The sequence below is a fragment of the Pseudomonas sp. GW821-FHT12A04 genome, from assembly GCF_058807755.1.
Genome location: NZ_JBXAQZ010000001.1, coordinates 505,630 through 528,431, shown reverse-complemented (window position 1 = coordinate 528,431; position 22,802 = coordinate 505,630). Strand labels below are relative to the sequence as shown.

Here is a 22,802-nt window from a genome sequence, read left to right as displayed (position 1 = left end):
TGGTGTTCCTGTTGATGGGGTGTGAAGCCAATTTCACATGTTTACTCAGGGCGATAAATGCACGAGAGTTGCCTTGACTGTTCAATAATCGCCAACAATCGAGTACCTGGAGTGAGCTGTGGATCAAGTCAAAGCGATGAAGGTTTTTGTGCGGATCTACGAGCGCAGCAGCTTCACGCAGGCTGCCGATGACCTGAACCTGCCTCGCGCGACGCTGACCCACACCTTGAATCAGTTTGAGGCCTGGCTGGGTACGCGTTTGTTGGAGCGCAGCACGCGTAAAGTTCGTCCGACGCTGGATGGCGAGGCGTACTACCTGCGTTGCGTGCAACTGCTGGCAGAGCTGGAAGAAGCGGAATTGGCGTTTCGCGGTGTGGCACCGAAGGGGCGGTTGCGGGTGGACTTGCACGGGACATTGGCCAAGCACTTCGTGATCCCGGCTTTGCCACAATTCATGGCGCGTTATCCCGACATCGAGCTGTCCATCAGCGAGGCTGACCGCTTTGTCGACCTGATCGCCGAAGGCGTCGACTGTGTGCTGCGCGCCGGCACTTTGAGCGACTCCGCGCTGATCGGAAAACGTGTCGCCAACCTACGCCAGATCACCTGCGCCAGCCCTGCCTATCTGCGTAAAAACGGCGAGCCAAAAAGCCTCGACGACCTGAAGAACCACCGCGCGGTGAACTACGTCTCACGCACCACCGCCAAGTTGTTCCCGTTCGAATTCATGGTGGACGGCGAACTCAGGGAAGTGACCATCGATGGCGCCGTTTCGGTGTTCGGCGCCGAAATCTACGCAGCCTCGGCCATCGCCGGACTGGGCTTGATCCAGTGCCCGCATTACCGGATGGAAACGCAGATCGCCCAGGGGCTGGTGAAGGAAATCCTCACCGAGACACCGCCGCCGCCAATGCCGGTGTCAGTGCTTTATCCACACAATCGACACATGTCGCCACGGGTTCGGGTATTTGTGGATTGGTTGGGAGAGGTGTTTGCGCAGGCCCGGTAGCTGGTAAATGGGGAGCATGTGAAACGTTTCAGCCATTAGTCGAATCCGGGGTTTTCTGGCGTCTGTCCGGGCGTATGCTGGGCGACTGGCAAAGCAGTCGATACCAGATTCAAGACAGACAAGAGAGGATTCGATGACTTACACCGCTGCCGAAAACCGCTACGACTCTATCCCTTACCGCCGCGTGGGCCACAGCGGCCTGGTGCTGCCGGCGCTGTCGTTGGGCCTGTGGCACAACTTCGGCGACAGCACGCCGATCGATACCCAGCGCGCGTTGTTGCGCACGGCATTCGATCTGGGCATCAACCATTTCGACCTGGCCAACAACTACGGCCCGCCGTATGGCAGCGCCGAGATCAACTTCGGCCGTTTACTGCGCGAAGACTTCAAGCAGTACCGCGACGAGCTGATCATTTCCAGCAAGGCCGGTTGGGACATGTGGCCCGGCCCTTACGGTCAGGGCGGCGGTTCGCGCAAGTACGTGCTGGCCAGCCTCGACCAGAGCCTGCAACGCCTTGGCGTGGACTACGTCGACATCTTTTATTCCCACCGCTTCGATCCGGACACCCCGCTGGAAGAAACCGCCAGCGCACTGGCCACTGCGGTGCAGCAGGGCAAGGCGCTGTACATCGGCATTTCGTCTTATTCCGGGGTGAAAACCCGCGAAATGGCGACGTTGCTCAAAGAGTGGAAAGTGCCGCTGCTGATTCACCAGCCGGCCTACAACCTGCTCAATCGCTGGGTGGAAAAAGACCTGCTCGATACCACCGACGAACTCGGCACTGGCGTGATTGCCTTCACGCCGCTGGCGCAGGGATTGCTGACCGACAAATACCTCAACGGCGTGCCGACGGATGCACGGGTCAATCGTCCGGGGGGTGGTTCGTTGCAGGCGTCGCACTTGTCCGAGGCCAACATCGCCCAAGTGCGGGCACTCAACGAAATCGCCAGGCGTCGTGGCCAGAGCCTGGCGCAACTGGCGCTGGCCTGGACCCTGCGCGATCCTCGGATCACTTCGGCCTTGATTGGCGCGAGCCGGCCGGAGCAAATCATCGAGAACGTCGGGGCGTTGAAGAACCTGAGCTTTAGTGCAGAGGAACTGGCGGAGATTGACCGGTTTGCCCAGGAGGGCGGGATCAATCTTTGGGAGAAGCCTTCGACGGCGGAGTAACTTGTCGGCGTCAGTTCCGTCCCCATCGCGAGCAAGCTCGCTCCCACAGTGTCCGTGTCGTACACAAAGCCTGTGAACACCGCCGAACCTGTGGGAGCGAGCTTGCTCGCGATGGGGCCATCAAGGTCAGTACAAAAACTGGCTGTTCACCGAAAGAAAGGTACATCCCCCAACACCGTCGCCCGCTGCATCACCCGCCGCGCCGGCCGGTAGTCATCCACCGCGTAATGCTGGGTCACGCGGTTATCCCAGAATGCGATGTCGTCTCTCTGCCAGCGCCAGCGAATGGTGAATTCCGGCCGCGTTGAATGGGCGAACAGGAACTTCAGAATCGCCTCGTTCTCGGTTTCCGACAGCTCGTTGATCTTCGAAGTGAAACCTTCGTTGACGAACAGCGAGCGGCGCCCGCTTACCGGGTGCGTGCGGATCACCGGGTGCGACAGCGGCGGATTCTTGCGCCGTGCTTCTTCCCACTGGGCCAGTGCCTGGGGCGTGTTGCCATAGCGCTCCAGCGGAAACGAACGGGTGAAGTCATGGGTGGCGGTCAGACCTTCGAGCAAGGTTTTCAGCGGCGTCGACAGGGCTTCATAGGCGGCAATCCCGCTGGCCCATAACGTGTCGCCACCAAACTCCGGCAGCAGCTTGGCACTGAGCACCGCGCCCATGGCCGGGGTCGGCAGGAAGGTCACGTCGGTGTGCCAGATCGCGTTGTCGCGCACGTCGGTGACGGCGGTGTCGAGGATCAGCACTTCCGGTTGTTCCGGCACATTGGGGTAGATCGGGTGAATGTGCAGGTCGCCGAAATTCGCGGCGAATCGCGCCTGTTGCTGTGGCGTGATCGGTTGGTCACGGAAGAACAGCACCTGATGCTTGAGCAGGGCCTGTTCGATGGCATCGCGCTGTTCAACGTTCAGCGGCTGACTGATATCGATGCCGCTGATCTGTGCACCGAGGGCGGAGCTTAGGGAGACGATGGTCAGGTGGCTCATGGTGGTTCTCTTAAATCCGGGGGGCCGTGCTTTTTGTGGGAGCGGGCTTGCTCGCGAAGAGGGCGTGTCATTCAACATTTATGTCACTTGATACACCGCTTTCGCGAGCAAGCCCGCTCCCACAGGTTTATTCAGTAATCAGTGGGCCTGACCATGCCACGGCACCAGTTTGCGTTGCAGGGCACGCAGGCCCATCTCCATCGCGAAGGCGATCAGTGCGATCACCAGAATCCCGAGTACCACCACATCGGTGACCAAAAACTGTGCGGCCGATTGCACCATGAAGCCCAGTCCGCTGGTGGCGGCGATCAGTTCGGCGGCGACCAGCGTCGACCAACCCACGCCGAGGCCAATGCGCACACCGGTCAGGATGTCCGGCAAGGCACTCGGCAAAATGACGTGGCGAATCAACTGTACGCGCGTTGCGCCGAGCGACTGTGCGGCACGCAGTTTGGCCGGGTCGACCGTGCGCACACCGGTGGCGGTGGCAATGGCAATCGGGGCGAAGATTGCCAGGTAGATCAGCAGCACTTTCGACAATTCACCGATACCGCACCAGATCACGATCAGTGGCAGGTAGGCCAGCGGTGGAATCGGCCGGTAGAACTCGATCAGCGGGTCGAGCACACCACGGGCGATACGGTTGGCGCCGATGGCGATTCCCACCGGCACGGCGGTGAGAATCGCAAAGCCGAGGCCCAGGCCGATGCGGCTCAGACTCGCGCCCAGGTGCTGCCACAGGGTTGAATCCATATAACCCGAGGTCGCCAGTAGCCAGCCTTTTTGCAGCACGGCGGAAGGTGGTGGCAGGAACAGCGGCTCGATCAAGCCGGTCGCCGTCACGGCCCACCAAATAGCAACGAGAACGACCAGCGTCAGCACACTGATCCAGCGAGTGCTCAAACGGCGACTTGCCGGAATTACGGCTGAGCCTGGCGTTATCGCCGCGACGGGAATTTCGTAACTGCTCATGCGCGCTCCTGCCGCTGGGCGGCGCTGCGTTGGGAGAACACTTTGGCGAGTACGTGTTCGCGGGTTTCGATAAAACGCGGGTCGGACTTGATTGAGCGGGCCGACTCACCGGCGGCATAACGCTGACCAAAATCGAGGCTCAGGCGTTCGACGATTTGCCCCGGGTTGGGCGCCAACAAAATCAGGTCGGTGGCGAGGAACACGGCTTCTTCGATGTCGTGGGTGATCAGGAACACCGGCTTGGCGGTGCGTTGCCAGACTTGCAGCAACAGTTCCTGCATCTGCTCGCGGGTAAAGGCGTCGAGGGCGCCGAAAGGTTCGTCCATCAGCAACACGCGCGGGTCGGCGGCGAGGGCGCGAGCCAGGCCGACACGCTGCTTCTGGCCGCCCGAAAGCTGCCAGATGCGGCGCTGTTCAAAACCGGACAGATCGACCAGGGCGAGCATTTCCCTGGCGCGAGCTTCGCGTTTTTCCCGGGCGATACCGGCCAGCTCCAGGCCGAACCCGACGTTGGCCAGCACGTCTTGCCATGGCAGCAGCGCGTCGTCCTGGAACACTACGCCGCGCTCGGCACTCGGGCCTTTGACGGGCGCGCCGTCGAGGGTGATGCGCCCGGCGCTGGGTTCGACGAAACCGGCAATCAGGTTCAACAGCGAAGTCTTGCCGCTGCCGGACGGGCCGATGGCGACCAGCAATTGCCGGGGCCCCAGGCTCAGGGAGATATCCGCCAACACCGGTTCCGGGTTGCCGGGGTACTGTGCGCTGATGCGCTCCAGCTGTAGCAAGGCCATCGCGTTGACTCCCGATCAGTTGGTGATGAACTTGGCGCTGACGTACGGCGCGTAGTCCGGCAGCACGGCCTCGACCTTGCCTTGTTCCTTGAGGAACGCCGCGGTGTCGGTGATGGCTTTGGTGGTCGGCGCGCCGAGGGTGAGCACCTGGTCAGCCGCCAGCGGGTAGACGTTGCCTTGCAGCAGCAATGGAATGTCACTGGCCTTGGCTCCAGACAGCTTTACCAGCTTGTCGACGTTGCCCTGATTGGCGAGCCAGGCTTGCGGGTCTTTGCGGTAATCGGCGTAGGCGTCCAGAGTCACTTTGGCGAACGCGGTGACGATCTCTGGGTGCTTCTCGGCGAAATCCTTGCGCACGATCCAGGCATCGAAAGTCGGTGCGCCGAACTTGGCCAGCTCGCCGGAAGTGATCAGCACTTTGCCGTTTTCCTTGGCGACACCGAGGGCCGGATCCCAAACGTACGTGGCGTCGATGTCACCGCGTTTCCAGGCGGCAATGATCGCGGGTGGAGCCAGGTTGAGAACGGTGACTTTCGACGGATCGATGTTCCAGTGCTTCAGCGCGGCGAGCAGGCTGTAGTGGCCGGTGGATACAAACGGCACGGCGATTTTCTTGCCGATCAGGTCTTGCGGGGTCTTGATCCCGGAACCGTCGCGGGCGACCAAGGCTTCGGCGGCGCCGATCTGGGTAGCGATGAGGAAGGTTTCTACCGGGACTTTGCGAGTGATGGCGGCGGTCAGGGGGCTTGAACCGAGGTAGCCGATCTGCACGTCGCCGGAGGCGATGGCGGCGATGATATCGGCACCGTTGTCGAATTTGCGCCAGCTGATATCGGCCTTGGTGGCCTTTTCGTAGGCGCCGTCAGCCTGGGCGACTTTCGCCGGATCAACGGTGGTCTGGTAGGCGACGGTGAAGTCGGCCGCCTGGGCAAAAAAACTCGCGGTAGCCAAGGACGCGGCCGCCAGCAAGCGTAGAGGGAAAGTCAGTTTCATCAGAAAGCTCCTTGTCAGGCGACCGAGTGTCGGCGTGAGAAAGAGACTAAATGATCTAAGAATTCGAAAATAAATAACTTTTTCGAATTAGCTTATGAGAGGACAACTTGAGGAGCGACCGCTACGCGGTCATCGCGAGCAAGCTCGCTCCCACAGGGTTTAATGGTGTTTGCACGATTGTGGTCACACCGAGAATCCACTGTGGGAGCGAGCTTGCTCGCGATAAGGTCCGCAGGACCTTCGAAGGTTAGTTACTGATCGCCAGAATGCTCGCTTGGTACGCTCCGACGAACACATCGAAATCACCGACTTCGTTCTGCTCCAGCTCAGCCTGCTGAGCCAGCGACGAACGCGCCCGCTCTTCAAACTGCGCCTGTTCCTCAGCCGGCAACGGCTCGCTGCGGAAGAACTCGGCATGGGCCTGGCTCTGGCGCAGGGAGAACTGGGCAAAGCTTTCCTTGTGTTCGGCCATCGCCGCCAATACCTGGGCCGACGGCGTCAGGGACGGGTCCTGGACCTTGGCCATCTGGGCGTCCAGCGCCTTGCTGTGGGCATCGCCGCCATGGCTCTGGTCGAGCATCGCCGCCAGAGGGGCGATTTTTTCCAGCAGCTCGCCGGCCCATTCCTTCAGGTCGACCGGCTGGCCATCCCGTTGCAGTTGCAGGCCCGGACGACGACCTTCCTTGACCACGCTGAGGAAGTTCGAAGTCGCGTTGCCACAACTGGTGCTGGTGAGCAGCGGGCTATCGTTGAGCGCGCAGTACAGCAGGAACGCATCGAGGAAGCGTGACTCGGTAAGGTCGATGCCCATCGGCAGGAACGGGTTGATGTCCAGGCAGCGTACTTCGACGTACTGGATGCCACGGGCCATCAGTGCCTGGATAGGGCGCTCGCCGGTGTAGGTCACGCGTTTGGGGCGGATGTTGGAGTAGTACTCGTTTTCGATCTGCAGGATGTTGGTGTTGAGCTGCACCCACTCGCCATCCTGGTGGGTGCCGACTTCGACGTATGGCGCATACGGCGTGGCCACCGCTTTGCGCAGGCTGTCGGTGTAGCTGTTCAGATCGTTGTAGCACGGCGTCAGGCCGGCCTGGGCGTTGCTCTGGTAACCCAGGTCGCTCATGCGCAGGCTGGTGGCGTACGGCAGGTACAAGGTCTGCGGGTCCAGTTGTTCCAACTGGTGCGAACGACCGCGCAAGAAGCCGGCGTCCAGTGCCGGCGAGGCGCCGAACAGGTACATCAGCAGCCAGCTGTAGCGGCGGAAGTTACGGATCAGCGCGATATAGGACGATGACTGGAAGTCGCGGTCGGTGCCGACAAAGCCTTCGGCCTGCTTGAGCAAAGGCCAGAGTTTTTCCGGCAGGGAAAAGTTGTAGTGGATGCCGGCAATGCATTGCATGGTCTTGCCGTAACGCAGGGCCAGACCCTTGCGGTAGACGTACTTGAGCTGCCCGATATTGGACGTGCCGTAATAGGCGATCGGGATATCTTCCTCGGCCGGCAACGGGCACGGCATCGATGGGCTCCACAGATACTCGTTGCCGAGCTTGCTGTAGGCAAAGCGGTGAATGCTGTCCAGGCTCGCCAACGTATCGGCAGGATCGGGCAGGGCCGGGGTGATGAACTCCAGCAGCGACTCGGAATAGTCGGTGGTGATCTGTTCATTGGTCAGCGCGGAACCCAATTCTTCCGGGTGCGGCGTTTGCGCCAGGCGACCTTCATCGGTCACGCGCAGGCATTCACGTTCGATGCCGTGAAGGCACTGTTCGAGCAGAGAGAGGTTAGCGCGCTCGCCGAGCAGGGCCAGGCGGCGGTTGAGAAGTTCGCTCAAGTTGGATTCCTTCACGCGTCAGTCGCCCCAATATGGGGGTGGGCAAGACGGTCTACAAGGGTGAAGTTAAAACTGGCGTTTTCGCCTGGTTTTGGATCTCGCCGCAATCGATGTGGGAGTGGACCTGTGGCGAGGGGGCTTGCCCCCGTTGGGCTGCGAAGCAGCCCCAAAACCTCTGATGTTCCAAGATATTGTGAGTGCTACGCACTCAAACGGGGGCAAGCCCCCTCGCCACAAGCCCGCTCCCACAGGAAATTCCGACACTGTGGTCACAGCGCCGAAATTAACTCAATTTGATGACGACTAGCTACAGGACAGCGAACGTGCCTTGTGCTTTTGCGACCAGTTTGTCGCCCTGCGTCACATCAGCCTCGACCACCAACGTGCGGCGGCCCGGATGAATCACCCGTGCCGTGCACATCACCTCGCCGTCAGAGACGGCGCGAATGTAGTTGATCTTGCACTCGATGGTCGCGCTCTGCTGGTCAAAGCCGTGGGTGCTGGAACAGGCCAGCCCCATGGCAATGTCCACCAGGCTGAACAAGGCCCCGCCGTGCAGCTTGCCACCGCGATTGCGCAGCTCGGGCTCCAGCCCCAGGGCGACTTGCGCCACCCCGGTTTCCAGGCTGTGCAAGCGGCAGCCCAGCAGCTTGAAAAACGCGCTTTCGGTCAGCCCGGCGGGAATGTCCATCAACGTTTCTTCAGCTGCTTGGCATTGGCGAACAGCGAAGCCATGGCGTTGTTGCTCGGGGCCGCTGCCGTGGTTTCCTTGCGCGGTGCGGTGTTCTGGGATTGGCGTGGCGCCGAACCCGGACGTGCGCCGCGGGCACCGTCGATTTTCTCGCCCGGGGTGTCGCTCATGCGCATCGACAGGCCTACGCGTTTGCGCGGGATGTCGACTTCCATGACCTTCACTTTCACCACGTCACCGGCCTTCACCGCTTCGCGAGGATCCTTGATGAACTTCTCCGAAAGCGCAGAGATGTGCACCAAACCGTCCTGATGCACACCGATATCGACGAAGGCGCCGAAGTTGGTCACGTTGGTCACCACGCCTTCGAGGATCATGCCCAGTTGCAGGTCCTTGAGGTCTTCGACGCCTTCCTGGAACTCGGCGGTCTTGAACTCGGGGCGCGGGTCGCGACCGGGTTTTTCCAGTTCCTGGAGGATGTCGGTCACGGTCGGCAAACCGAAGGTTTCATCGGTGTACTTCTTCGGATCGAGACGCTTGAGGAACGCGGCATCGCCAATGAGCGAGCGGATGTCACGGTCGGTTTCGGCGGCGATGCGCTGAACCAGCGGATAGGCTTCCGGGTGAACTGCCGACGAGTCCAACGGGTTTTCGCCGTTCATGACGCGCAGGAATCCTGCGGCCTGTTCGAAGGTTTTTTCACCCAGGCGCGCGACTTTCTTCAAGGCTGCGCGAGTCTTGAATGCGCCGTGCTCATCGCGGTGGCTGACGATGTTCTGCGCCAGGGTCGCGTTGAGGCCGGAGATCCGCGCCAGCAGTGCCACGGAAGCCGTGTTCACGTCGACGCCGACGGCGTTCACGCAGTCCTCGACCACCGCATCCAGGCCGCGGGCCAGTTTCAGCTGCGACACGTCGTGCTGGTACTGGCCGACACCGATGGATTTCGGATCGATCTTCACCAGCTCGGCCAACGGGTCTTGCAGGCGACGGGCAATCGACACGGCGCCACGGATCGACACGTCCAGGTCCGGGAATTCCTTGGAAGCCAGTTCCGAGGCGGAGTAAACCGATGCGCCGGCCTCGGAAACCATGACCTTGGTCATTTTCATGGCCGGGTATTTTTTGATCAGTTCAGCGGCCAGCTTGTCGGTTTCGCGGCTGGCGGTACCGTTGCCGATGGCGATCAGGTCCACCGAGTGCTTGGCGCACAGGGCGGCGAGCACGGCGAGGGTCTGGTCCCACTTGTTGTGCGGCACGTGCGGGTAAACCGTGGCGTGATCCAGCAGCTTGCCGGTGGAGTCGACCACGGCGACCTTGCAACCGGTACGCAGGCCCGGGTCGAGGCCCAAGGTGGCGCGCGGGCCGGCCGGGGCCGACAGCAGCAGGTCGTGCAGGTTGTGGGCGAATACGTTGATCGCTTCGGTTTCCGCGCCATCGCGCAGCTCACCCAACAGGTCAGTCTCCAGGTGGGTGTAGAGCTTGACCTTCCAGGTCCAGCGCACTACTTCGCCCAGCCATTTGTCGGCAGCGCGGTTCTGGTTCTGGATGCCGAATTGCTGGCCGATCATGCCTTCGCACGGGTGCATGGTGCCCGGCAGTTCGTCGCCGACTTTCAGCACGGAGCTGAGGATGCCTTCGTTACGGCCACGGAAAATCGCCAGCGCGCGGTGCGACGGCATGCTTTTGAGCGGTTCGTCGTGTTCGAAGTAATCGCGGAACTTGGCGCCTTCCTCTTCCTTGCCGGCAATCACGCGGGCACTGAGGGTGGCTTCCTGCTTGAGGTAGCTGCGCAGCTTGTCCAGCAGGCCGGCGTCTTCGGCGAAGCGTTCCATCAGGATGTACTTGGCGCCTTCGAGGGCAGCCTTCACATCGGCCACGCCTTTTTCCGCGTCGATGAAACGTGCGGCTTCGGTTTCCGGGCTCAGGGACGGGTCGTTGAACAGGCCGTCGGCCAGCTCGCCCAGGCCTGCTTCCAGGGCGATCTGGCCCTTGGTGCGGCGCTTCTGCTTGTACGGCAGGTACAAGTCTTCGAGACGGGTCTTGGTGTCGGCGAGCTTGATGTCGCGTTCAAGTTGCGGGGTCAGCTTGCCCTGCTCCTGGATGCTGGCGAGGATGCTGATACGCCGTTCGTCGAGTTCTCGCAGGTAGCGCAGGCGCTCTTCCAGATGACGCAATTGCGTATCGTCGAGGCTGCCGGTCACTTCTTTCCGGTAACGGGCGATGAAGGGAACGGTAGAGCCTTCATCGAGTAGCGCGACGGCCGCTTCGACCTGTTGTGGGCGTACACCGAGTTCCTCGGCGATGCGGCTGTTGATGCTGTCCATAAAACCACCTGACAAATTGTGAAAGCAGGCTCGCAGGCGCAGAGATAGGGCCTGGGCGAGTCTGGTTGAGCGGCCTGGCCTGCGCCGCTACCTGGATCAAAAGGTATCCCGTTGACCCGTGAAATCGAACAATTACTGCCGGCGCCATGAAAAAAAATGGTGTCCGTCTGTAGTACCTGTCTGATGTTGCCTGACACAAAAGGCCGCGCATTATAACCAGCGTTCCGGCATTCGGGGACATCGCGGGTTGCAGGTGAAATGGCCGGTTTTCTGGCACTAAAGGAAAAATCTGCTAACAATGCACACGGTGCGTATAACGGCAGCTACGCCATAATGCGCGCCGAGATCAAAGGAGCATCCAATGAGCAGCACTGCACAAACTGCTGAAGGCGAAAAAATTCTTATTGTTGACGACGATCCTGGGCTCAGCAGCCTGCTGGAGCGTTTTTTCGTCAGCAAGGGCTACCGCGCCCGCGCCGTACCGAACACTGAGCAAATGGATCGCCTGCTGGCGCGCGAAGTGTTCAACCTGGTCGTACTCGACCTGATGCTGCCCGGTGAAGACGGCTTGACCGCCTGCCGCCGTCTGCGCGGCGCGAACAACCAGATTCCGATCATCATGCTGACCGCCAAGGGCGATGAGCTGAGCCGCATCAAGGGCCTGGAGCTGGGTGCCGACGATTACCTGGCCAAGCCGTTCAACCCCGATGAGCTGATGGCTCGCGTCAAAGCGGTCCTGCGTCGCCAGTCGGCTCCGGTGCCGGGCGCGCCAGGCAGCGAAGACGAAAGCGTGACCTTCGGTGACTATGAATTGTCCCTGGCTACCCGCGAGCTCAAGCGCGGCGAAGAAGTGCACATGCTCACCACCGGTGAGTTCGCTGTACTCAAGGCCCTGGTGATGAACGCGCGTCAACCGCTGACCCGCGACAAATTGATGAACCTGGCCCGTGGCCGCGAGTGGGATGCCCTGGAGCGTTCCATCGATGTGCAGATTTCCCGTCTGCGCCGGATGATCGAGCCCGATCCGTCCAAACCGCGTTACATCCAGACTGTCTGGGGCGTGGGTTACGTGTTTGTACCGGATGGTACCGCCACCAAGTGATTGGCGATTTGTAGGAGCGGGTCACGCGGACATCGGATCAATCGATCCTGTCCGCAGACTCGCGATCCGCAATATGCGAGCATCGCTCGCTCCTGCAAGTGTTTAACGGTTATCCATGAAAACCCCCGTTTGGTTTCCCCAGAGCTTCTTCTCCCGCACCCTTTGGCTGGTGCTCATCGTCGTACTCTTCTCCAAGGCGCTGACCCTGGTTTATCTGCTGATGAACGAAGACGTGCTGGTGGACCGCCAGTACAGCCACGGTGTCGCCCTGACGCTGCGCGCCTATTGGGCTGCCGATGAAGAAAACCGCGGCAAGATCGCCGAGGCCGCGACCTTGATCCGGGTGGTGGGTGCCGGCGTGCCAGAAGGCGAACAGCACTGGCCTTACAGCGAGATCTACCAGCGGCAGATGCAGGCGGAGTTGGGTGCCGACACTGAAGTCCGGCTGCGCATGCATTCGCCACCGGCGCTGTGGGTCCGGGCGCCAAGCCTGGGTGATGGCTGGCTGAAAGTACCGCTTTATCCTCATCCGTTGCGCGGCCAGAAAATCTGGAACGTGCTGGGCTGGTTCCTCGCTATTGGCCTGCTGTCCACCGCTTCGGCCTGGATCTTCGTCAGCCAGCTCAACCAACCTTTGAAGCGTCTGGTGTATGCCGCGCGGCAACTTGGCCAGGGCCGCAGTGTGCGCCTGCCAATCAGCGATACGCCGAGCGAGATGACCGAGGTGTACCGCGCCTTCAACCAGATGGCTGAAGACGTCGAACAGGCCGGTCGCGAGCGTGAACTGATGCTGGCCGGGGTTTCCCATGATTTACGCACGCCGTTGACGCGATTGCGTCTGTCCCTGGAGTTGATGGGCGATCACACGGACCTGACCGACGACATGGTGCGTGACATCGAAGACATGGATGCGATTCTCGATCAGTTCCTGGCGTTCATTCGTGACGGGCGCGACGAGTCGGTGGAAGAGGTCGACCTGAGCGACCTGGTCCGTGAAGTTGCCGCGCCGTATAACCAGAGCGAAGAAAAAGTGCGGCTGCGCCTGGAGCCTATCCAGCCGTTTCCGCTGCGTCGGGTATCGATGAAGCGACTGCTGAACAACCTGATCGGCAACGCGCTGCATCATGCCGGCAGCGGTGTGGAGGTGGCGGCGTATGTGTCCGGGGACACCAGCGCACCATATGTAGTGCTGAGTGTCATGGACCGTGGTGCCGGGATCGATCCTTCGGAGCTGGAGGCGATTTTCAACCCGTTCACCCGCGGTGACCGTGCCCGGGGTGGCAAGGGCACCGGGTTGGGATTGGCGATCGTGAAGCGGATTGCCTCGATGCATGGCGGTAACGTTGAGCTGCGTAACCGCTCGGGCGGTGGGCTGGAAGCTCGGGTGCGGTTGCCGTTGGGGTTGCTGCTGCCGCGGGATGCCGTTTAAGGCCTGATTTTTCAGTGGAGCTGACGGCCCCTTCGCGGGCAAGCCCGCTTCCACAGTGATTTTGGCTAAAACCCTGTGGGAGCGAGCTTGCTCGCGATGGCGGCATCCCTGCCGCCACAAGGCTTGAGGTTTAACCCTTCCCTTTGGTCCGAGTCATATTCGGCCCGCCATTCTTCTCCAGATGCTCAATGATGATCCCCGCCACATTCTTCCCGGTGGTGGTCTCAATTCCCTCCAGGCCCGGCGACGAGTTAACTTCCATCACCAACGGCCCGTGATTGGAGCGCAGGATGTCGACGCCTGCAACCGCCAGCCCCATGACCTTCGCTGCGCGCAACGCCGTCATGCGTTCTTCCGGGGTGATCTTGATCAGGCTCGCGCTGCCACCGCGATGCAGGTTGGAGCGAAATTCGCCGGGTTTGGCCTGGCGCTTCATCGCTGCAATCACCTTGTCGCCGACGACGAAGCAGCGAATGTCCGCACCACCGGCTTCCTTGATGTACTCCTGAACCATGATGTTCTGCTTGAGGCCCATGAACGCCTCGATCACCGATTCCGCGGCCGTGGCGGTTTCGCACAGCACCACGCCGATGCCCTGGGTGCCTTCCAGCACCTTGATCACCAACGGCGCACCGTTGACCATTTCGATCAGGTCGGGAATGTCATCGGGGGAGTGGGCAAACCCGGTCACCGGCAAGCCGATCCCGCGACGGGACAACAATTGCAGCGAACGCAGCTTGTCCCGGGAACGGGCAATGGCCACCGATTCGTTGAGCGGAAATACCCCCATCATTTCGAACTGGCGCAGCACTGCACAGCCATAAAAGGTCACGGATGCACCGATCCGTGGAATCACCGCATCGAAACCCTCCAGCGGTTTGCCGCGGTAGTGGATCTGTGGCTTGTGGCTGGCGATGTTCATGTAGGCGCGCAAAGTGTCGACCACCACCATTTCATGGCCACGCTCGGTACCGGCTTCGACCAGACGACGGGTGGAATACAGACGCGGATTCCGCGACAGCACAGCGATCTTCATGCAACACCTGTGGAGGAGGTAGATACCGGGAACACCGGCTTGTCTTGTACGTACTTGATGCCCGGATTGACCACCAACTGGCCGTGAATCAGGGCTTTGGAGCCGAGCAGCAGGCGATAACGCATGGACTTGCGGCAGGCGAGCGTGAACTCGACCCGCCAGACCCGATCACCAAGGGCCAGGGTAGTGCTGATCACGTATCGCACCTGCGCGTGACCGTTTGAGCTTTTAATGGTTTTCATCGTCACCAGCGGTGCTTCGCAGCGTCGGTGGCGCAGTTGTACGACGGAACCCAGGTGGGCGGTAAAACGCACCCACTGCTCACCATCGCGCTCGAACGGCTCGATTTCGGTGGCGTGGAGGCTTGAGGTGCTGGCACCGGTGTCGATTTTTGCCCGAAGGCCGGCGACTCCCAAATCCGGGAGCGCCACCCACTCGCGCAGACCGACAACGGTCAAATGGTCAAATGTCTTCAATAGTGCTCAACCGGTAGAAACCGCTCGGGCCGCACGCGGCCGGATTCGCGGTATTCACGCAGAATAATGATTAAAAGGCGACAGATATCTACGGCCCGGATTTCCAGCCTCGCAAGGAGGTTATGGAATGTCAGCATTGTAATCCGAGACGGTGAAATTCTTGGTACGTCAGAAACGGTAGTACAGTTCACCAATATTTCAGAATGAGGAAATTCCATGGCACAAAAAAACGAAGAGGACGACAAAGTCCGCCTCGATAAATGGTTGTGGGCTGCACGATTCTACAAAACCCGCGCCCTGGCCAAGGCAGCGATTGAAAGCGGCAAGGTGCATTGCCGGGGCGAGCGCTGCAAGCCGGGTAAAGAGCCACGGGTCGGCGATGAGTTTGTGATTCGCACCGGTTTCGAGGAGCGCACAGTGGTGGTCCAGGCGTTATCGATCGTTCGCCGCGGCGCGCCGCAGGCGCAGACCTTGTATGCCGAGACCCTGACCAGCATCGCCAAGCGCGAAGAGGCCGCAGCGCAAAGAAAGGCCGGAGCCCTGGGCGTGAGCACCGACGGTAAGCCAAGCAAGAAACAGCGGCGGGATTTGTTCAAGTTTCGTGGCAGCAGTAACGACGACTAATACAGATATTTCTCGGGCGACTGCCAGGCCGCTATCGCGGACAAGCCCGTTCCCACAAGGGTTTGTGTCATTTCTGTGGGAGCGTGGATTGCCCGCGGTCGAGTGCGCGACACTCGCCAGGTTTCACGGCGCCTTCAGGCCAAGACTTGCAATTGACCCGGTGCGCATCCATATCTGTGCTTCGCCAGCAGTGCATCGCATGGACGATATCGCCGCTCGTCGAAAATCACACACAGTCTCTGATCTGTAGGCCATAACCACATTGCCAGCAGTGCAGGGCGGGAAACGACCCGGAACCCATCAGCGCTTGTTCCACCTGCTTGGATCAGGCCCGGATTGTTCATAAAATGCCTTTCATGGCTGAACGTTGCGCACCCGAGTGGTCGCGCAAGGTAAATTTCTTGTTTCCTGTAACCATTTTCACTACTTCAGATACCCAGACCTATGACCGATCACGCGGATAACGACTTCACACAACGCTTCATCTTCGATGACAGCGACACCCGTGGCGAGCTGGTTTCGTTGGAGCTCAGCTACGCCGAAGTCCTGGCCAAACACGCCTACCCGCAGCCGGTCGCGCAACTGCTCGGCGAGCTGATGGCGGCCGCATCGTTGCTGGTCGGCACGATGAAGTTCGATGGCTTGCTGATTCTGCAAGCCCGCTCCGAAGGCCCGATCCCGCTGCTGATGATCGAGTGCTCCAGCGAGCGCGACATCCGTGGCCTGGCCCGTTACGACGCGGATCGCATCGCTGCCGATGCCACCCTGGCCGACCTGATGCCTGAAGGCGTCCTGGCATTGACCATCGACCCGGAACAGGGCCAGCGCTACCAGGGCATCGTCGACCTCGACGGCGCCACCCTGTCCGAATGCTTCACCAACTATTTCGTCATGTCCCAGCAAGTCGGCACGCGTTTCTGGCTGTACGCCGATGGTCGTCGTGCCCGTGGCCTGTTGCTGCAACAACTGCCGGCCGATCGTTTGAAAGACGAAGACGAACGCGCTGCCAGCTGGCAGCACATCACCACCCTGGGCGGTACGCTGACCGCCGATGAGCTGTTGAGCCTGGACAACGAAACCGTGCTGCATCGCCTGTACCACGACGAGCAGGTGCGTCTGTTCGATGTGCAGAAGCTGCGCTTCCGTTGCAGTTGCTCGCGCGAACGTTCGGCCAATGCGCTGGTCAGTCTGGGTATGGAAGACGCGCAGCAATTGGTGGACGAACACGGTGGCAACATCGAAATCGATTGCCAGTTCTGCAACCAGCGCTACCTGTTTGACGCGGCCGATGTCACTCAATTGTTCGCAGGCGCGGGTATCGAGACGCCGTCAGATACCCGTCACTAAAACGGTTCAGCGCAGGTAAATTCACTGCCTTGCGCCGGATTAACGCCGTTACGACAGGAGGGGCCTACTCTTTTTGGGCTTTTCTGGCATAATCCGGCCCACTTTTTTCGCGGTAGTAGTGCACGACTTTCTACTACAAAAACGTTTGGAGCACTCGGCCACTGGCCGACGGGGAACCTCATGACGCAAGCCAACAATGCCGTGTACACCGATCTGAGTGTTGATGATCTGGTTAAAGAAGCCCTCAATCGCGGTGAAGGCGAGCTTGCCGATACCGGCGCACTGGTTGTTCGTACCGGTCACCGTACCGGCCGTTCGCCAGTCGACCGTTTCATCGTTGAAGAGCCAAGCACCCAGGCTGCCATCGCCTGGGGCCCGATCAACCGCAAGTTCCCGGCCGACAAGTTCGACGCCCTGTGGGCTCGCGTTGAGGCATTCAACAACGCGCAAGAGCATTTCGTTTCCCACGTGCATGTAGGTGCGGCTTCCGAGCACTACCTGGCCGTGAAGATGACCACCCAGACTGCCTGGCAGAACCTGTTCGGCCGTTGCCTGTTCATCAACCCGGCTCAGTACAACCCGGCGGGTCGTGACGAGTGGCAGGTCCTCAACGTTGCCAACTTCGAGTGCGTGCCAGAGCGTGACGGCACCAACTCCGACGGCTGCGTGATCATCAACTTCGCACAGAAGAAAGTGCTGATCGCCGGCATGCGTTACGCCGGTGAAATGAAGAAAGCCATGTTCTCGGTGCAGAACTTCCTGCTGCCGGCTGCCGACGTACTGCCAATGCACTGCGCCGCCAACATCGGCGAAGAAGGCGACGTGACCCTGTTCTTCGGTCTGTCCGGCACTGGTAAAACCACCCTGTCGGCCGACGAAAGCCGTTACCTGATCGGTGACGACGAGCACGGCTGGGGCGAAGGCGTTGTGTTCAACATCGAAGGCGGTTGCTATGCCAAGTGCATCGACCTGTCCGAGAAGAACGAGCCGGTTATCTGGAAAGCCATCAAGCACGGCGCGGTATTGGAAAACGTCGTTATCGACGACGCCAAGCACGCCGACTACGCCGATGTCAGCCTGACCCAGAACAGCCGCGCCGCCTACCCGCTGGAGCACGTTGCCAAGCGCTCCGAGAAGAACCTCGGTGGCGAGCCGAACGCTGTGATCTTCCTGACCTGCGACCTGACCGGCGTACTGCCGCCAGTGTCGATCCTCAACGAAGAACAAGCGGCTTACCACTTCCTGTCCGGTTACACCGCGCTGGTCGGTTCGACCGAAATGGGTTCGGGCAGCGGCATCAAGTCGACCTTCTCCACCTGCTTCGGTGCGCCGTTCTTCCCGCGTCCGGCCGGCGAATACGCTGAGCTGCTGATCAAGCGCATCCGCGGCTTCGGCTCCAAGGTCTACCTGGTCAACACCGGCTGGACTGGCGGTGGCTACGGCGTCGGCAAACGCTTCAACATCCCGACCACCCGTGCCGTGATCGCAGCGATCCAGAGCGGCGCGCTGATCGGTACCGAGACCGAGCACCTGGACACCATCAACCTCGACGTGCCAGTGGCCGTACCGGGCGTTGAGACTGGCCTGCTGAACCCACGCAACACCTGGGCCGACAAGCCATCCTACGACGAAGCCGCCAAAGCACTGGCCGGCCTGTTCATCGAGAACTTCAAGAAGTTCGAAGTGAGCGACGCGATCAAGGCTGCTGGTCCAAAGCTGTAAGTGTTGGATTGAGCTAATGAAAAAACCGCCCTTCGGGGCGGTTTTTTTGTGGGTGCGATTCGGACGATGTGATGCGCAGCTACCATTATTCCGGCTGAAAAGGCTTCAAACGGCCAGAATAATGACACTTACGCGTTCAGCTGATCCCTTCCAGTTTTCGCGTATCCCAGCGTTGCGCTTTTATCGCTTGGTAAAGCATTTCGATAGTCAGTGGAACCTTATCGCCACGCCCCTTCGCCCGTCGCTTGAGAAACACATCAAAGCCTTCAGGCTGGAAGTAGCGATAGGTGTCGTAGTCGAAGAAGTCGATGGCGAACTGTTCTTCCAGTGCTTCCATCAGGTGCCGAGCATCAGCGCCTTCGCAGCCCAGATCAAAGTTGATCGAGGTGTTGAGGCTAATGGTTTTGCGGTCGGGCAGACCGATTGCTTCGTGCAGCAACTGCATGAGCAGTTGCATGGCGTGATCGTCCGGGAAGTTGGGGGCGAGGTTCATTGCGGGGTGTCCGGTTGGGCTTGGTCGGATCTTATTGGTTGCCGATCGCGAGAGGAAGGAGCGACTGACTTCATCGTTCCCATGCAGAACATGGGAACTGATCTTCACTCGATGTCAGGCCGGGGCTTTCCAGTTCAGCATGCGTTGCTGGGCGACTTTGAGCAGGTCGCAGCCGTCCTGGGTCAGCAGGTAGAGGGCGTGGGTGATGTGCGGGATGTCTTTGAGGTCGCCGTGTTTGAAGCATTGGCAGTGCAGGGTTTGCAGCAGGTCACTAGAGGCCCGGATACGCTGGAGGGCGGCTTCGAGGATGTCTTGCGGGTTGGCCTCTGTGTCGATGATCAGGGCCGGGGAATCGGTGAGGTTGGATTGGAGTGGACGGTAGCGATTTGGAAACGGATTCAGAGTTTGCATATGAATTACTCGGTTTGTTGTTAAGTAACCGCCAGCACCGTGACCAAACGATGGGAGGCGGACTGTGCGCAGGCTTGGTCAACCGAGAACAACAACTCGGCTCGCCCGAAGGCGTCCCGCACACAGCCGCCATAGCAATGCACTACGAGGACATAGATGTCCGCGGCGCGAATGATGGCACACATGTGTGCGTTGTTCTCAGGTGACCAAACCTGATCGCTGATTTTGCAGCGATGGGGAGACAGTAAAATTTCGTTGTTAGATGCGATAGGCGACAAGGTGTCTTGTTTTGTAGGACCTTGCCGAAGCTTTGATAGGGCGTTGCTGACGGGCTTATCTCTTGCGCAAATTTTCGCGTTTGTTTGCCATCAAGCGTTTGGCTTCTTCATTTGGAATGCAGGGACGGGAATCGTCTAGGCCGGCTTGTACTTGGGCTTTGAACCATGCGTCGTAGGCTGCTTGTTCGAGCTGTTCTTGGGTATCGGGTATTTTGTTTTTCATCAGGCTCACCGCGTTATCGTTCATCGCGAGCAAGCTCGCTCCCACAGGAGGTTGTGGTGGGGCTTCAGCCGGTGAATTTCGGCAGGCGCTGCCGGGCGATGTCGAGCAGGTCGTTGCCGTCCTGGGTCAGCAGGTACAGGGCGCCGACGATTTTGGGGATGTCGCTCGCTTCGGCCTGTTTGAAGCACGTGCAATAAAGGGTTTCGAGCAGGTCGCTGGCGGCGCGTATGCGTTGTCGGGCGGCGTCGAGGATCTCGTAGGGGTCGGCCTCGGTATCGATGACCAGCACTGGGGTTTCGCTGTAGCGGCTCTTGAGCGGGTGATAGCGGGCTGTCGGCGTGTCGGCTTTTTTCATCGAGTGGGTCCTGTGCGAAATCGGCAAGTGTTCCCGGCAGGCCGAGACACTGTTTTCAGCCGCGCCGGAAACTATAGGAGGACCTGGCGTTGCAGGACAAGATGGCTGAAATGGACAGGCGTTGTAGGGTATTTATCGTGTTCCGAGGAAAAGGCTTACACATTTTCGGAGGTTTGTGCGCCGTAGCCGCTGCCGGTAAAAATGCCTACGGGCTTATCAGTCGCTGTTTAGCAAGTATCGGCAGAGAGGGCTTTGGACGCTGTCGGGTGTTTCGAGTTTTGCGGTGGGTGTGCTGGCCTCTTCGCGAGCAGGCTCGCGAAAGCGATCTCAAGCCCTTCCAGCCATCCGCTGTATCATCCGGTATCGTTTTTGCCCCCGACCTTTTCTCGACTCGCTGCGATCGCCGGCTAGGCTTTTGACTCCGCAGCAGTCAACGGAGTGACAGCTTATGCACAACACCCTGGAACAGGTTTTTGGTTATCCACAATTTCGACCCGGTCAGGAGGCGGCCGTCAGTGCCGTGCTGGCCGGGCGCTCGGCGGCAGCGATTTTCCCCACCGGTTCCGGCAAATCCCTTTGCTACCAATTACCGGCGTTGTTGCTGCCGCACCTGACACTGGTGGTCTCACCCTTGCTGGCGTTGATGCAGGATCAACTGGCGTTCCTGCAACGCCACGGCATCTCGGCGGGCAGTATCGATTCGGCTCAGAGCCGCGATGACGCCAGCGACGTCATGGCCCGGGCAAAATCCGGCGAACTGAAGATTTTGATGATCTCCGTGGAGCGCCTGAAGAACGAGCGCTTCCGGCATTTTTTGCAGCAAGTACCGATCTCGCTGCTGGTGGTGGACGAGGCGCACTGCATTTCCGAATGGGGGCATAACTTTCGCCCGGACTACCTCAAGCTTCCCGACTATCAACGCCAGTTCAACATCCCGCAGGTGTTGCTGTTGACCGCAACGGCGACGCCCAAGGTCATCGCCGACATGCAGGCGAAATTCGCCATCGCCGCCGACGATGTGGTGACCACCGGTTTCTATCGCCCGAACCTCAATTTGCTGGTGGAACCGGTTCGCGGAGTGGACAAGCGCCGACGCCTGGACGAATGGATGAGCCAGCGTCCGGACCAGCCGAGCATCGTCTATGTCACTTTGCAGAAAACCGCTGAGCACATCGCCGAACACCTGAACCGCAACGGCATTCAGGCCGAGGCTTATCACGCCGGGTTGCCCCATGAGCAACGGGAAGCGATCCAGCGTCGCTTCATGGGCGGGCAGTCCAATTGCATCGTCGCCACCATCGCTTTCGGCATGGGCATCGACAAAAGCGACATCCGCAACGTGGTGCATTTCGACCTGCCCAAATCCATCGAAAACTACAGCCAGGAAATCGGCCGCGCCGGGCGTGACGGGCAGTCGTCGGACTGCCTGGTGTTGGCCAACCGCGACAGCCTCAACGTGCTGGAGAATTTCGTCTACGGCGACACACCCGAACTGGATGGCATCCGTTGCGTGCTTGACGAGATGCATGCCGCTGCAACCGAAGGGCAGTGGGAGTTTCTGCTGGGGCCGTTGGCAGACCAGAGCAATATTCGCCAGTTGCCGCTCAAGACCTTGCTGGTGCAACTCGAATTGCGCGGGTTGATCGCCCCGCGCTACGCGTACTACGCCGAGTACCGTTTCAAGTATGTGCAGGAGCCCGAGGTGCTATTGGCGCGTTTCGAAGGCGAGCGCAGGGATTTTGTCGCTGCGATCATCCAGACCTCCAGCCGCGCCCGGACCTGGGCCACAGTGAATTTCGAGGCGCTGTACGAGCAGCATCAGGCTGAGCGCAGTCGGGTAGTCAAGGCGCTGGATTACTTCCAGGAGAAAGGCTGGGTGGAGCTCGAAAGCAAGCAGATGACCGAGGTCTACAGCGTGCTGCAAAGCGGGTTCGACAACGTTGCGTTGAGCGAGGAACTGCACGGCTATTTCACTCGGCATGAGCGCACCGAGATCGCGCGGATTCACGCGATGCTGGACCTGTTCGCCACCGACCGTTGCCTGGGTTATCGCCTGGCCGAGTATTTCGGCGACCACAATGCCCCGCAGCAATGCGGACATTGTTCGGTGTGTCACGGGCAAGTGGCGCGGCTACCGGCACCACCGGAGTTGCCGGCGCTTGTGGATAAGAATTTCGAGGCGCTGTGTGGCGGTTTTATCCACAGGCACGAGCAGCACACGGGCAACGTGCCCTCGGCTGAACGCGTAACACGGTTTCTGTGCGGGATCAGCGTGCCGTTGTTCACCAAGCTCAAGGCGCGGTCGATTCCCGGGTTTGCGGCGCTGGAAGATTATCCGTATGCCGGGGTGCGCAGTTGGGCAGAGCAACATCTTGCCGGCTGAACCAAAAACCTGTGGGAGCGAGCTTGCTCGCGATGAGGCTGGCACATTCAACATTGATGGCGACTGACACACCGCCATCGCGAGCAAGCTCGCTCCCACAGGGAACTCAGTGCCTGGCAGGGCTACATCCATCCGCTGAATGTTGCTCATCA

The 22,802-nt window shown here is 60.1% G+C and carries 21 protein-coding genes; 8 read left to right on the top strand and 13 right to left on the bottom strand.

Annotated features, from left to right (window positions below; translation table 11 throughout):
* Window positions 1–118 precede the first annotated feature (118 nt).
* Together AC1RS8_RS02260 and mgrA are read left to right on the top strand one after the other, a co-directional pair.
* Window positions 119–1,009: a LysR family transcriptional regulator gene (locus AC1RS8_RS02260; RefSeq protein ID WP_150812045.1), complete on the top strand. Its 891-nt coding sequence runs from the start codon at window positions 119–121 to the stop codon at window positions 1,007–1,009.
* Window positions 1,010–1,142: 133 nt separating this feature from the next.
* On the top strand, window positions 1,143–2,180 hold the full coding sequence (gene mgrA, locus AC1RS8_RS02255; RefSeq protein WP_489339554.1) for an L-glyceraldehyde 3-phosphate reductase: 1,038 nt from the start codon (window positions 1,143–1,145) through the stop codon (window positions 2,178–2,180).
* A 146-nt stretch (window positions 2,181–2,326) separates the two neighbouring features.
* Here mgrA and tauD read toward each other — a convergent pair whose 3' ends face one another.
* The 7 genes from tauD to AC1RS8_RS02220 all read right to left on the bottom strand — a co-directional run bounded on the left by tauD (window position 2,327) and on the right by AC1RS8_RS02220 (window position 10,771).
* The gene (gene tauD, locus AC1RS8_RS02250; protein WP_489339555.1) at window positions 2,327–3,169 is read right to left on the bottom strand and encodes a taurine dioxygenase; all 843 of its coding nucleotides are present in this window, start codon (window positions 3,167–3,169) and stop codon (window positions 2,327–2,329) included.
* A gap of 138 nt (window positions 3,170–3,307) precedes the next feature.
* A complete protein-coding gene (gene tauC, locus AC1RS8_RS02245; protein ID WP_223502487.1) occupies window positions 3,308–4,141 on the bottom strand; it encodes a taurine ABC transporter permease TauC in 834 nt (277 codons plus the stop codon).
* The gene (gene tauB, locus AC1RS8_RS02240; RefSeq protein ID WP_489339556.1) at window positions 4,138–4,932 is read right to left on the bottom strand and encodes a taurine ABC transporter ATP-binding subunit; all 795 of its coding nucleotides are present in this window, start codon (window positions 4,930–4,932) and stop codon (window positions 4,138–4,140) included. Before tauB ends, tauC begins: the two co-directional genes overlap by 4 nt.
* Window positions 4,933–4,947: 15 nt before the next feature.
* Window positions 4,948–5,925 carry a taurine ABC transporter substrate-binding protein gene (gene tauA, locus AC1RS8_RS02235; protein ID WP_046040783.1) on the bottom strand — a complete coding sequence of 326 codons (978 nt, stop codon included), beginning with the start codon at window positions 5,923–5,925 and terminating at the stop codon, window positions 4,948–4,950.
* A gap of 247 nt (window positions 5,926–6,172) precedes the next feature.
* Window positions 6,173–7,756: a glutamate--cysteine ligase gene (gene gshA, locus AC1RS8_RS02230; RefSeq protein WP_489339557.1), complete on the bottom strand. Its 1,584-nt coding sequence runs from the start codon at window positions 7,754–7,756 to the stop codon at window positions 6,173–6,175.
* Window positions 7,757–8,063: 307 nt separating this feature from the next.
* Complete coding sequence (locus tag AC1RS8_RS02225; protein ID WP_489339558.1) at window positions 8,064–8,447, bottom strand: PaaI family thioesterase; 384 nt, start codon at window positions 8,445–8,447, stop codon at window positions 8,064–8,066.
* Window positions 8,447–10,771, bottom strand: coding sequence for a Tex family protein (locus AC1RS8_RS02220; protein ID WP_489339560.1), 2,325 nt, complete (start codon window positions 10,769–10,771; stop codon window positions 8,447–8,449). The genes AC1RS8_RS02225 and AC1RS8_RS02220 overlap by 1 nt, the downstream gene beginning before the upstream one ends.
* Before the next feature lie 361 nt (window positions 10,772–11,132).
* Between AC1RS8_RS02220 and ompR the strand changes: the two genes are divergently transcribed.
* Both ompR and AC1RS8_RS02210 read left to right on the top strand, forming a co-directional pair.
* The gene (gene ompR / locus AC1RS8_RS02215) at window positions 11,133–11,873 is read left to right on the top strand and encodes an osmolarity response regulator transcription factor OmpR (RefSeq protein WP_007983158.1); all 741 of its coding nucleotides are present in this window, start codon (window positions 11,133–11,135) and stop codon (window positions 11,871–11,873) included.
* A gap of 115 nt (window positions 11,874–11,988) precedes the next feature.
* The gene (locus tag AC1RS8_RS02210) at window positions 11,989–13,302 is read left to right on the top strand and encodes an ATP-binding protein (protein WP_057712466.1); all 1,314 of its coding nucleotides are present in this window, start codon (window positions 11,989–11,991) and stop codon (window positions 13,300–13,302) included.
* A gap of 130 nt (window positions 13,303–13,432) precedes the next feature.
* On the opposite strand, the gene rimK is transcribed toward AC1RS8_RS02210, so the two are convergent.
* Window positions 13,433–14,338: a 30S ribosomal protein S6--L-glutamate ligase gene (gene rimK / locus AC1RS8_RS02205; protein WP_007972871.1), complete on the bottom strand. Its 906-nt coding sequence runs from the start codon at window positions 14,336–14,338 to the stop codon at window positions 13,433–13,435.
* The gene (gene rimB / locus AC1RS8_RS02200; RefSeq protein WP_007983163.1) at window positions 14,335–14,814 is read right to left on the bottom strand and encodes a retropepsin-like aspartic endopeptidase RimB; all 480 of its coding nucleotides are present in this window, start codon (window positions 14,812–14,814) and stop codon (window positions 14,335–14,337) included. Before rimB ends, rimK begins: the two co-directional genes overlap by 4 nt.
* 216 nt (window positions 14,815–15,030) lie before the next feature.
* Between rimB and AC1RS8_RS02195 the strand changes: the two genes are divergently transcribed.
* The 3 genes from AC1RS8_RS02195 (at window position 15,031) to AC1RS8_RS02185 (ending at window position 18,507) form a co-directional block, all read left to right on the top strand.
* Complete coding sequence (locus AC1RS8_RS02195) at window positions 15,031–15,438, top strand: RNA-binding S4 domain-containing protein (protein WP_340312551.1); 408 nt, start codon at window positions 15,031–15,033, stop codon at window positions 15,436–15,438.
* Window positions 15,439–15,882: 444 nt separating this feature from the next.
* Window positions 15,883–16,785, top strand: a complete 903-nt coding sequence (gene hslO / locus AC1RS8_RS02190; RefSeq protein WP_489339561.1) for an Hsp33 family molecular chaperone HslO — start codon at window positions 15,883–15,885, stop codon at window positions 16,783–16,785.
* A 180-nt stretch (window positions 16,786–16,965) separates the two neighbouring features.
* Window positions 16,966–18,507, top strand: coding sequence for a phosphoenolpyruvate carboxykinase (locus AC1RS8_RS02185; protein WP_489339562.1), 1,542 nt, complete (start codon window positions 16,966–16,968; stop codon window positions 18,505–18,507).
* 136 nt (window positions 18,508–18,643) lie between these two features.
* On the opposite strand, the gene AC1RS8_RS02180 is transcribed toward AC1RS8_RS02185, so the two are convergent.
* The 4 genes from AC1RS8_RS02180 to AC1RS8_RS02165 form a co-directional block, all read right to left on the bottom strand.
* Window positions 18,644–19,000 (bottom strand): DUF1493 family protein, encoded by a 357-nt coding sequence (locus tag AC1RS8_RS02180; RefSeq protein ID WP_489339563.1) that lies wholly within the window; start codon window positions 18,998–19,000, stop codon window positions 18,644–18,646.
* Window positions 19,001–19,114: 114 nt separating this feature from the next.
* Window positions 19,115–19,411 (bottom strand): hypothetical protein, encoded by a 297-nt coding sequence (locus AC1RS8_RS02175; protein ID WP_489339564.1) that lies wholly within the window; start codon window positions 19,409–19,411, stop codon window positions 19,115–19,117.
* Between the two features lie 333 nt (window positions 19,412–19,744).
* On the bottom strand, window positions 19,745–19,936 hold the full coding sequence (locus AC1RS8_RS02170) for an antitoxin PaaA2 family protein (protein WP_489339565.1): 192 nt from the start codon (window positions 19,934–19,936) through the stop codon (window positions 19,745–19,747).
* 40 nt (window positions 19,937–19,976) lie between these two features.
* Window positions 19,977–20,267, bottom strand: coding sequence for a hypothetical protein (locus AC1RS8_RS02165; protein ID WP_407515117.1), 291 nt, complete (start codon window positions 20,265–20,267; stop codon window positions 19,977–19,979).
* Between the two features lie 448 nt (window positions 20,268–20,715).
* Here AC1RS8_RS02165 and AC1RS8_RS02160 point away from each other — a divergent pair, with 448 nt between their 5' ends.
* Complete coding sequence (locus tag AC1RS8_RS02160) at window positions 20,716–22,650, top strand: RecQ family ATP-dependent DNA helicase (RefSeq protein WP_489339566.1); 1,935 nt, start codon at window positions 20,716–20,718, stop codon at window positions 22,648–22,650.
* The last annotated feature ends 152 nt before the right edge of the window (window positions 22,651–22,802 follow it).

What these genes read in the sequence shown, in the direction of transcription:
- mgrA (WP_489339554.1), top strand. Translation starts at nt 1,143, where the DNA reads ATGACTTACACCGCTGCCGAAAACCGCTACGACTCTATCCCTTACCGC.
- tauD (WP_489339555.1), bottom strand. Translation starts at nt 3,169, where the DNA reads ATGAGCCACCTGACCATCGTCTCCCTAAGCTCCGCCCTCGGTGCACAG.
- tauC (WP_223502487.1), bottom strand. Translation starts at nt 4,141, where the DNA reads ATGAGCAGTTACGAAATTCCCGTCGCGGCGATAACGCCAGGCTCAGCC.
- tauB (WP_489339556.1), bottom strand. Translation starts at nt 4,932, where the DNA reads ATGGCCTTGCTACAGCTGGAGCGCATCAGCGCACAGTACCCCGGCAAC.
- tauA (WP_046040783.1), bottom strand. Translation starts at nt 5,925, where the DNA reads ATGAAACTGACTTTCCCTCTACGCTTGCTGGCGGCCGCGTCCTTGGCT.
- AC1RS8_RS02225 (WP_489339558.1), bottom strand. Translation starts at nt 8,447, where the DNA reads ATGGACATTCCCGCCGGGCTGACCGAAAGCGCGTTTTTCAAGCTGCTG.
- AC1RS8_RS02220 (WP_489339560.1), bottom strand. Translation starts at nt 10,771, where the DNA reads ATGGACAGCATCAACAGCCGCATCGCCGAGGAACTCGGTGTACGCCCA.
- ompR (WP_007983158.1), top strand. Translation starts at nt 11,133, where the DNA reads ATGAGCAGCACTGCACAAACTGCTGAAGGCGAAAAAATTCTTATTGTT.
- AC1RS8_RS02210 (WP_057712466.1), top strand. Translation starts at nt 11,989, where the DNA reads ATGAAAACCCCCGTTTGGTTTCCCCAGAGCTTCTTCTCCCGCACCCTT.
- rimK (WP_007972871.1), bottom strand. Translation starts at nt 14,338, where the DNA reads ATGAAGATCGCTGTGCTGTCGCGGAATCCGCGTCTGTATTCCACCCGT.
- AC1RS8_RS02195 (WP_340312551.1), top strand. Translation starts at nt 15,031, where the DNA reads ATGGCACAAAAAAACGAAGAGGACGACAAAGTCCGCCTCGATAAATGG.
- hslO (WP_489339561.1), top strand. Translation starts at nt 15,883, where the DNA reads ATGACCGATCACGCGGATAACGACTTCACACAACGCTTCATCTTCGAT.
- AC1RS8_RS02185 (WP_489339562.1), top strand. Translation starts at nt 16,966, where the DNA reads ATGACGCAAGCCAACAATGCCGTGTACACCGATCTGAGTGTTGATGAT.
- AC1RS8_RS02180 (WP_489339563.1), bottom strand. Translation starts at nt 19,000, where the DNA reads ATGAACCTCGCCCCCAACTTCCCGGACGATCACGCCATGCAACTGCTC.
- AC1RS8_RS02175 (WP_489339564.1), bottom strand. Translation starts at nt 19,411, where the DNA reads ATGCAAACTCTGAATCCGTTTCCAAATCGCTACCGTCCACTCCAATCC.
- AC1RS8_RS02170 (WP_489339565.1), bottom strand. Translation starts at nt 19,936, where the DNA reads ATGAACGATAACGCGGTGAGCCTGATGAAAAACAAAATACCCGATACC.
- AC1RS8_RS02165 (WP_407515117.1), bottom strand. Translation starts at nt 20,267, where the DNA reads ATGAAAAAAGCCGACACGCCGACAGCCCGCTATCACCCGCTCAAGAGC.
- AC1RS8_RS02160 (WP_489339566.1), top strand. Translation starts at nt 20,716, where the DNA reads ATGCACAACACCCTGGAACAGGTTTTTGGTTATCCACAATTTCGACCC.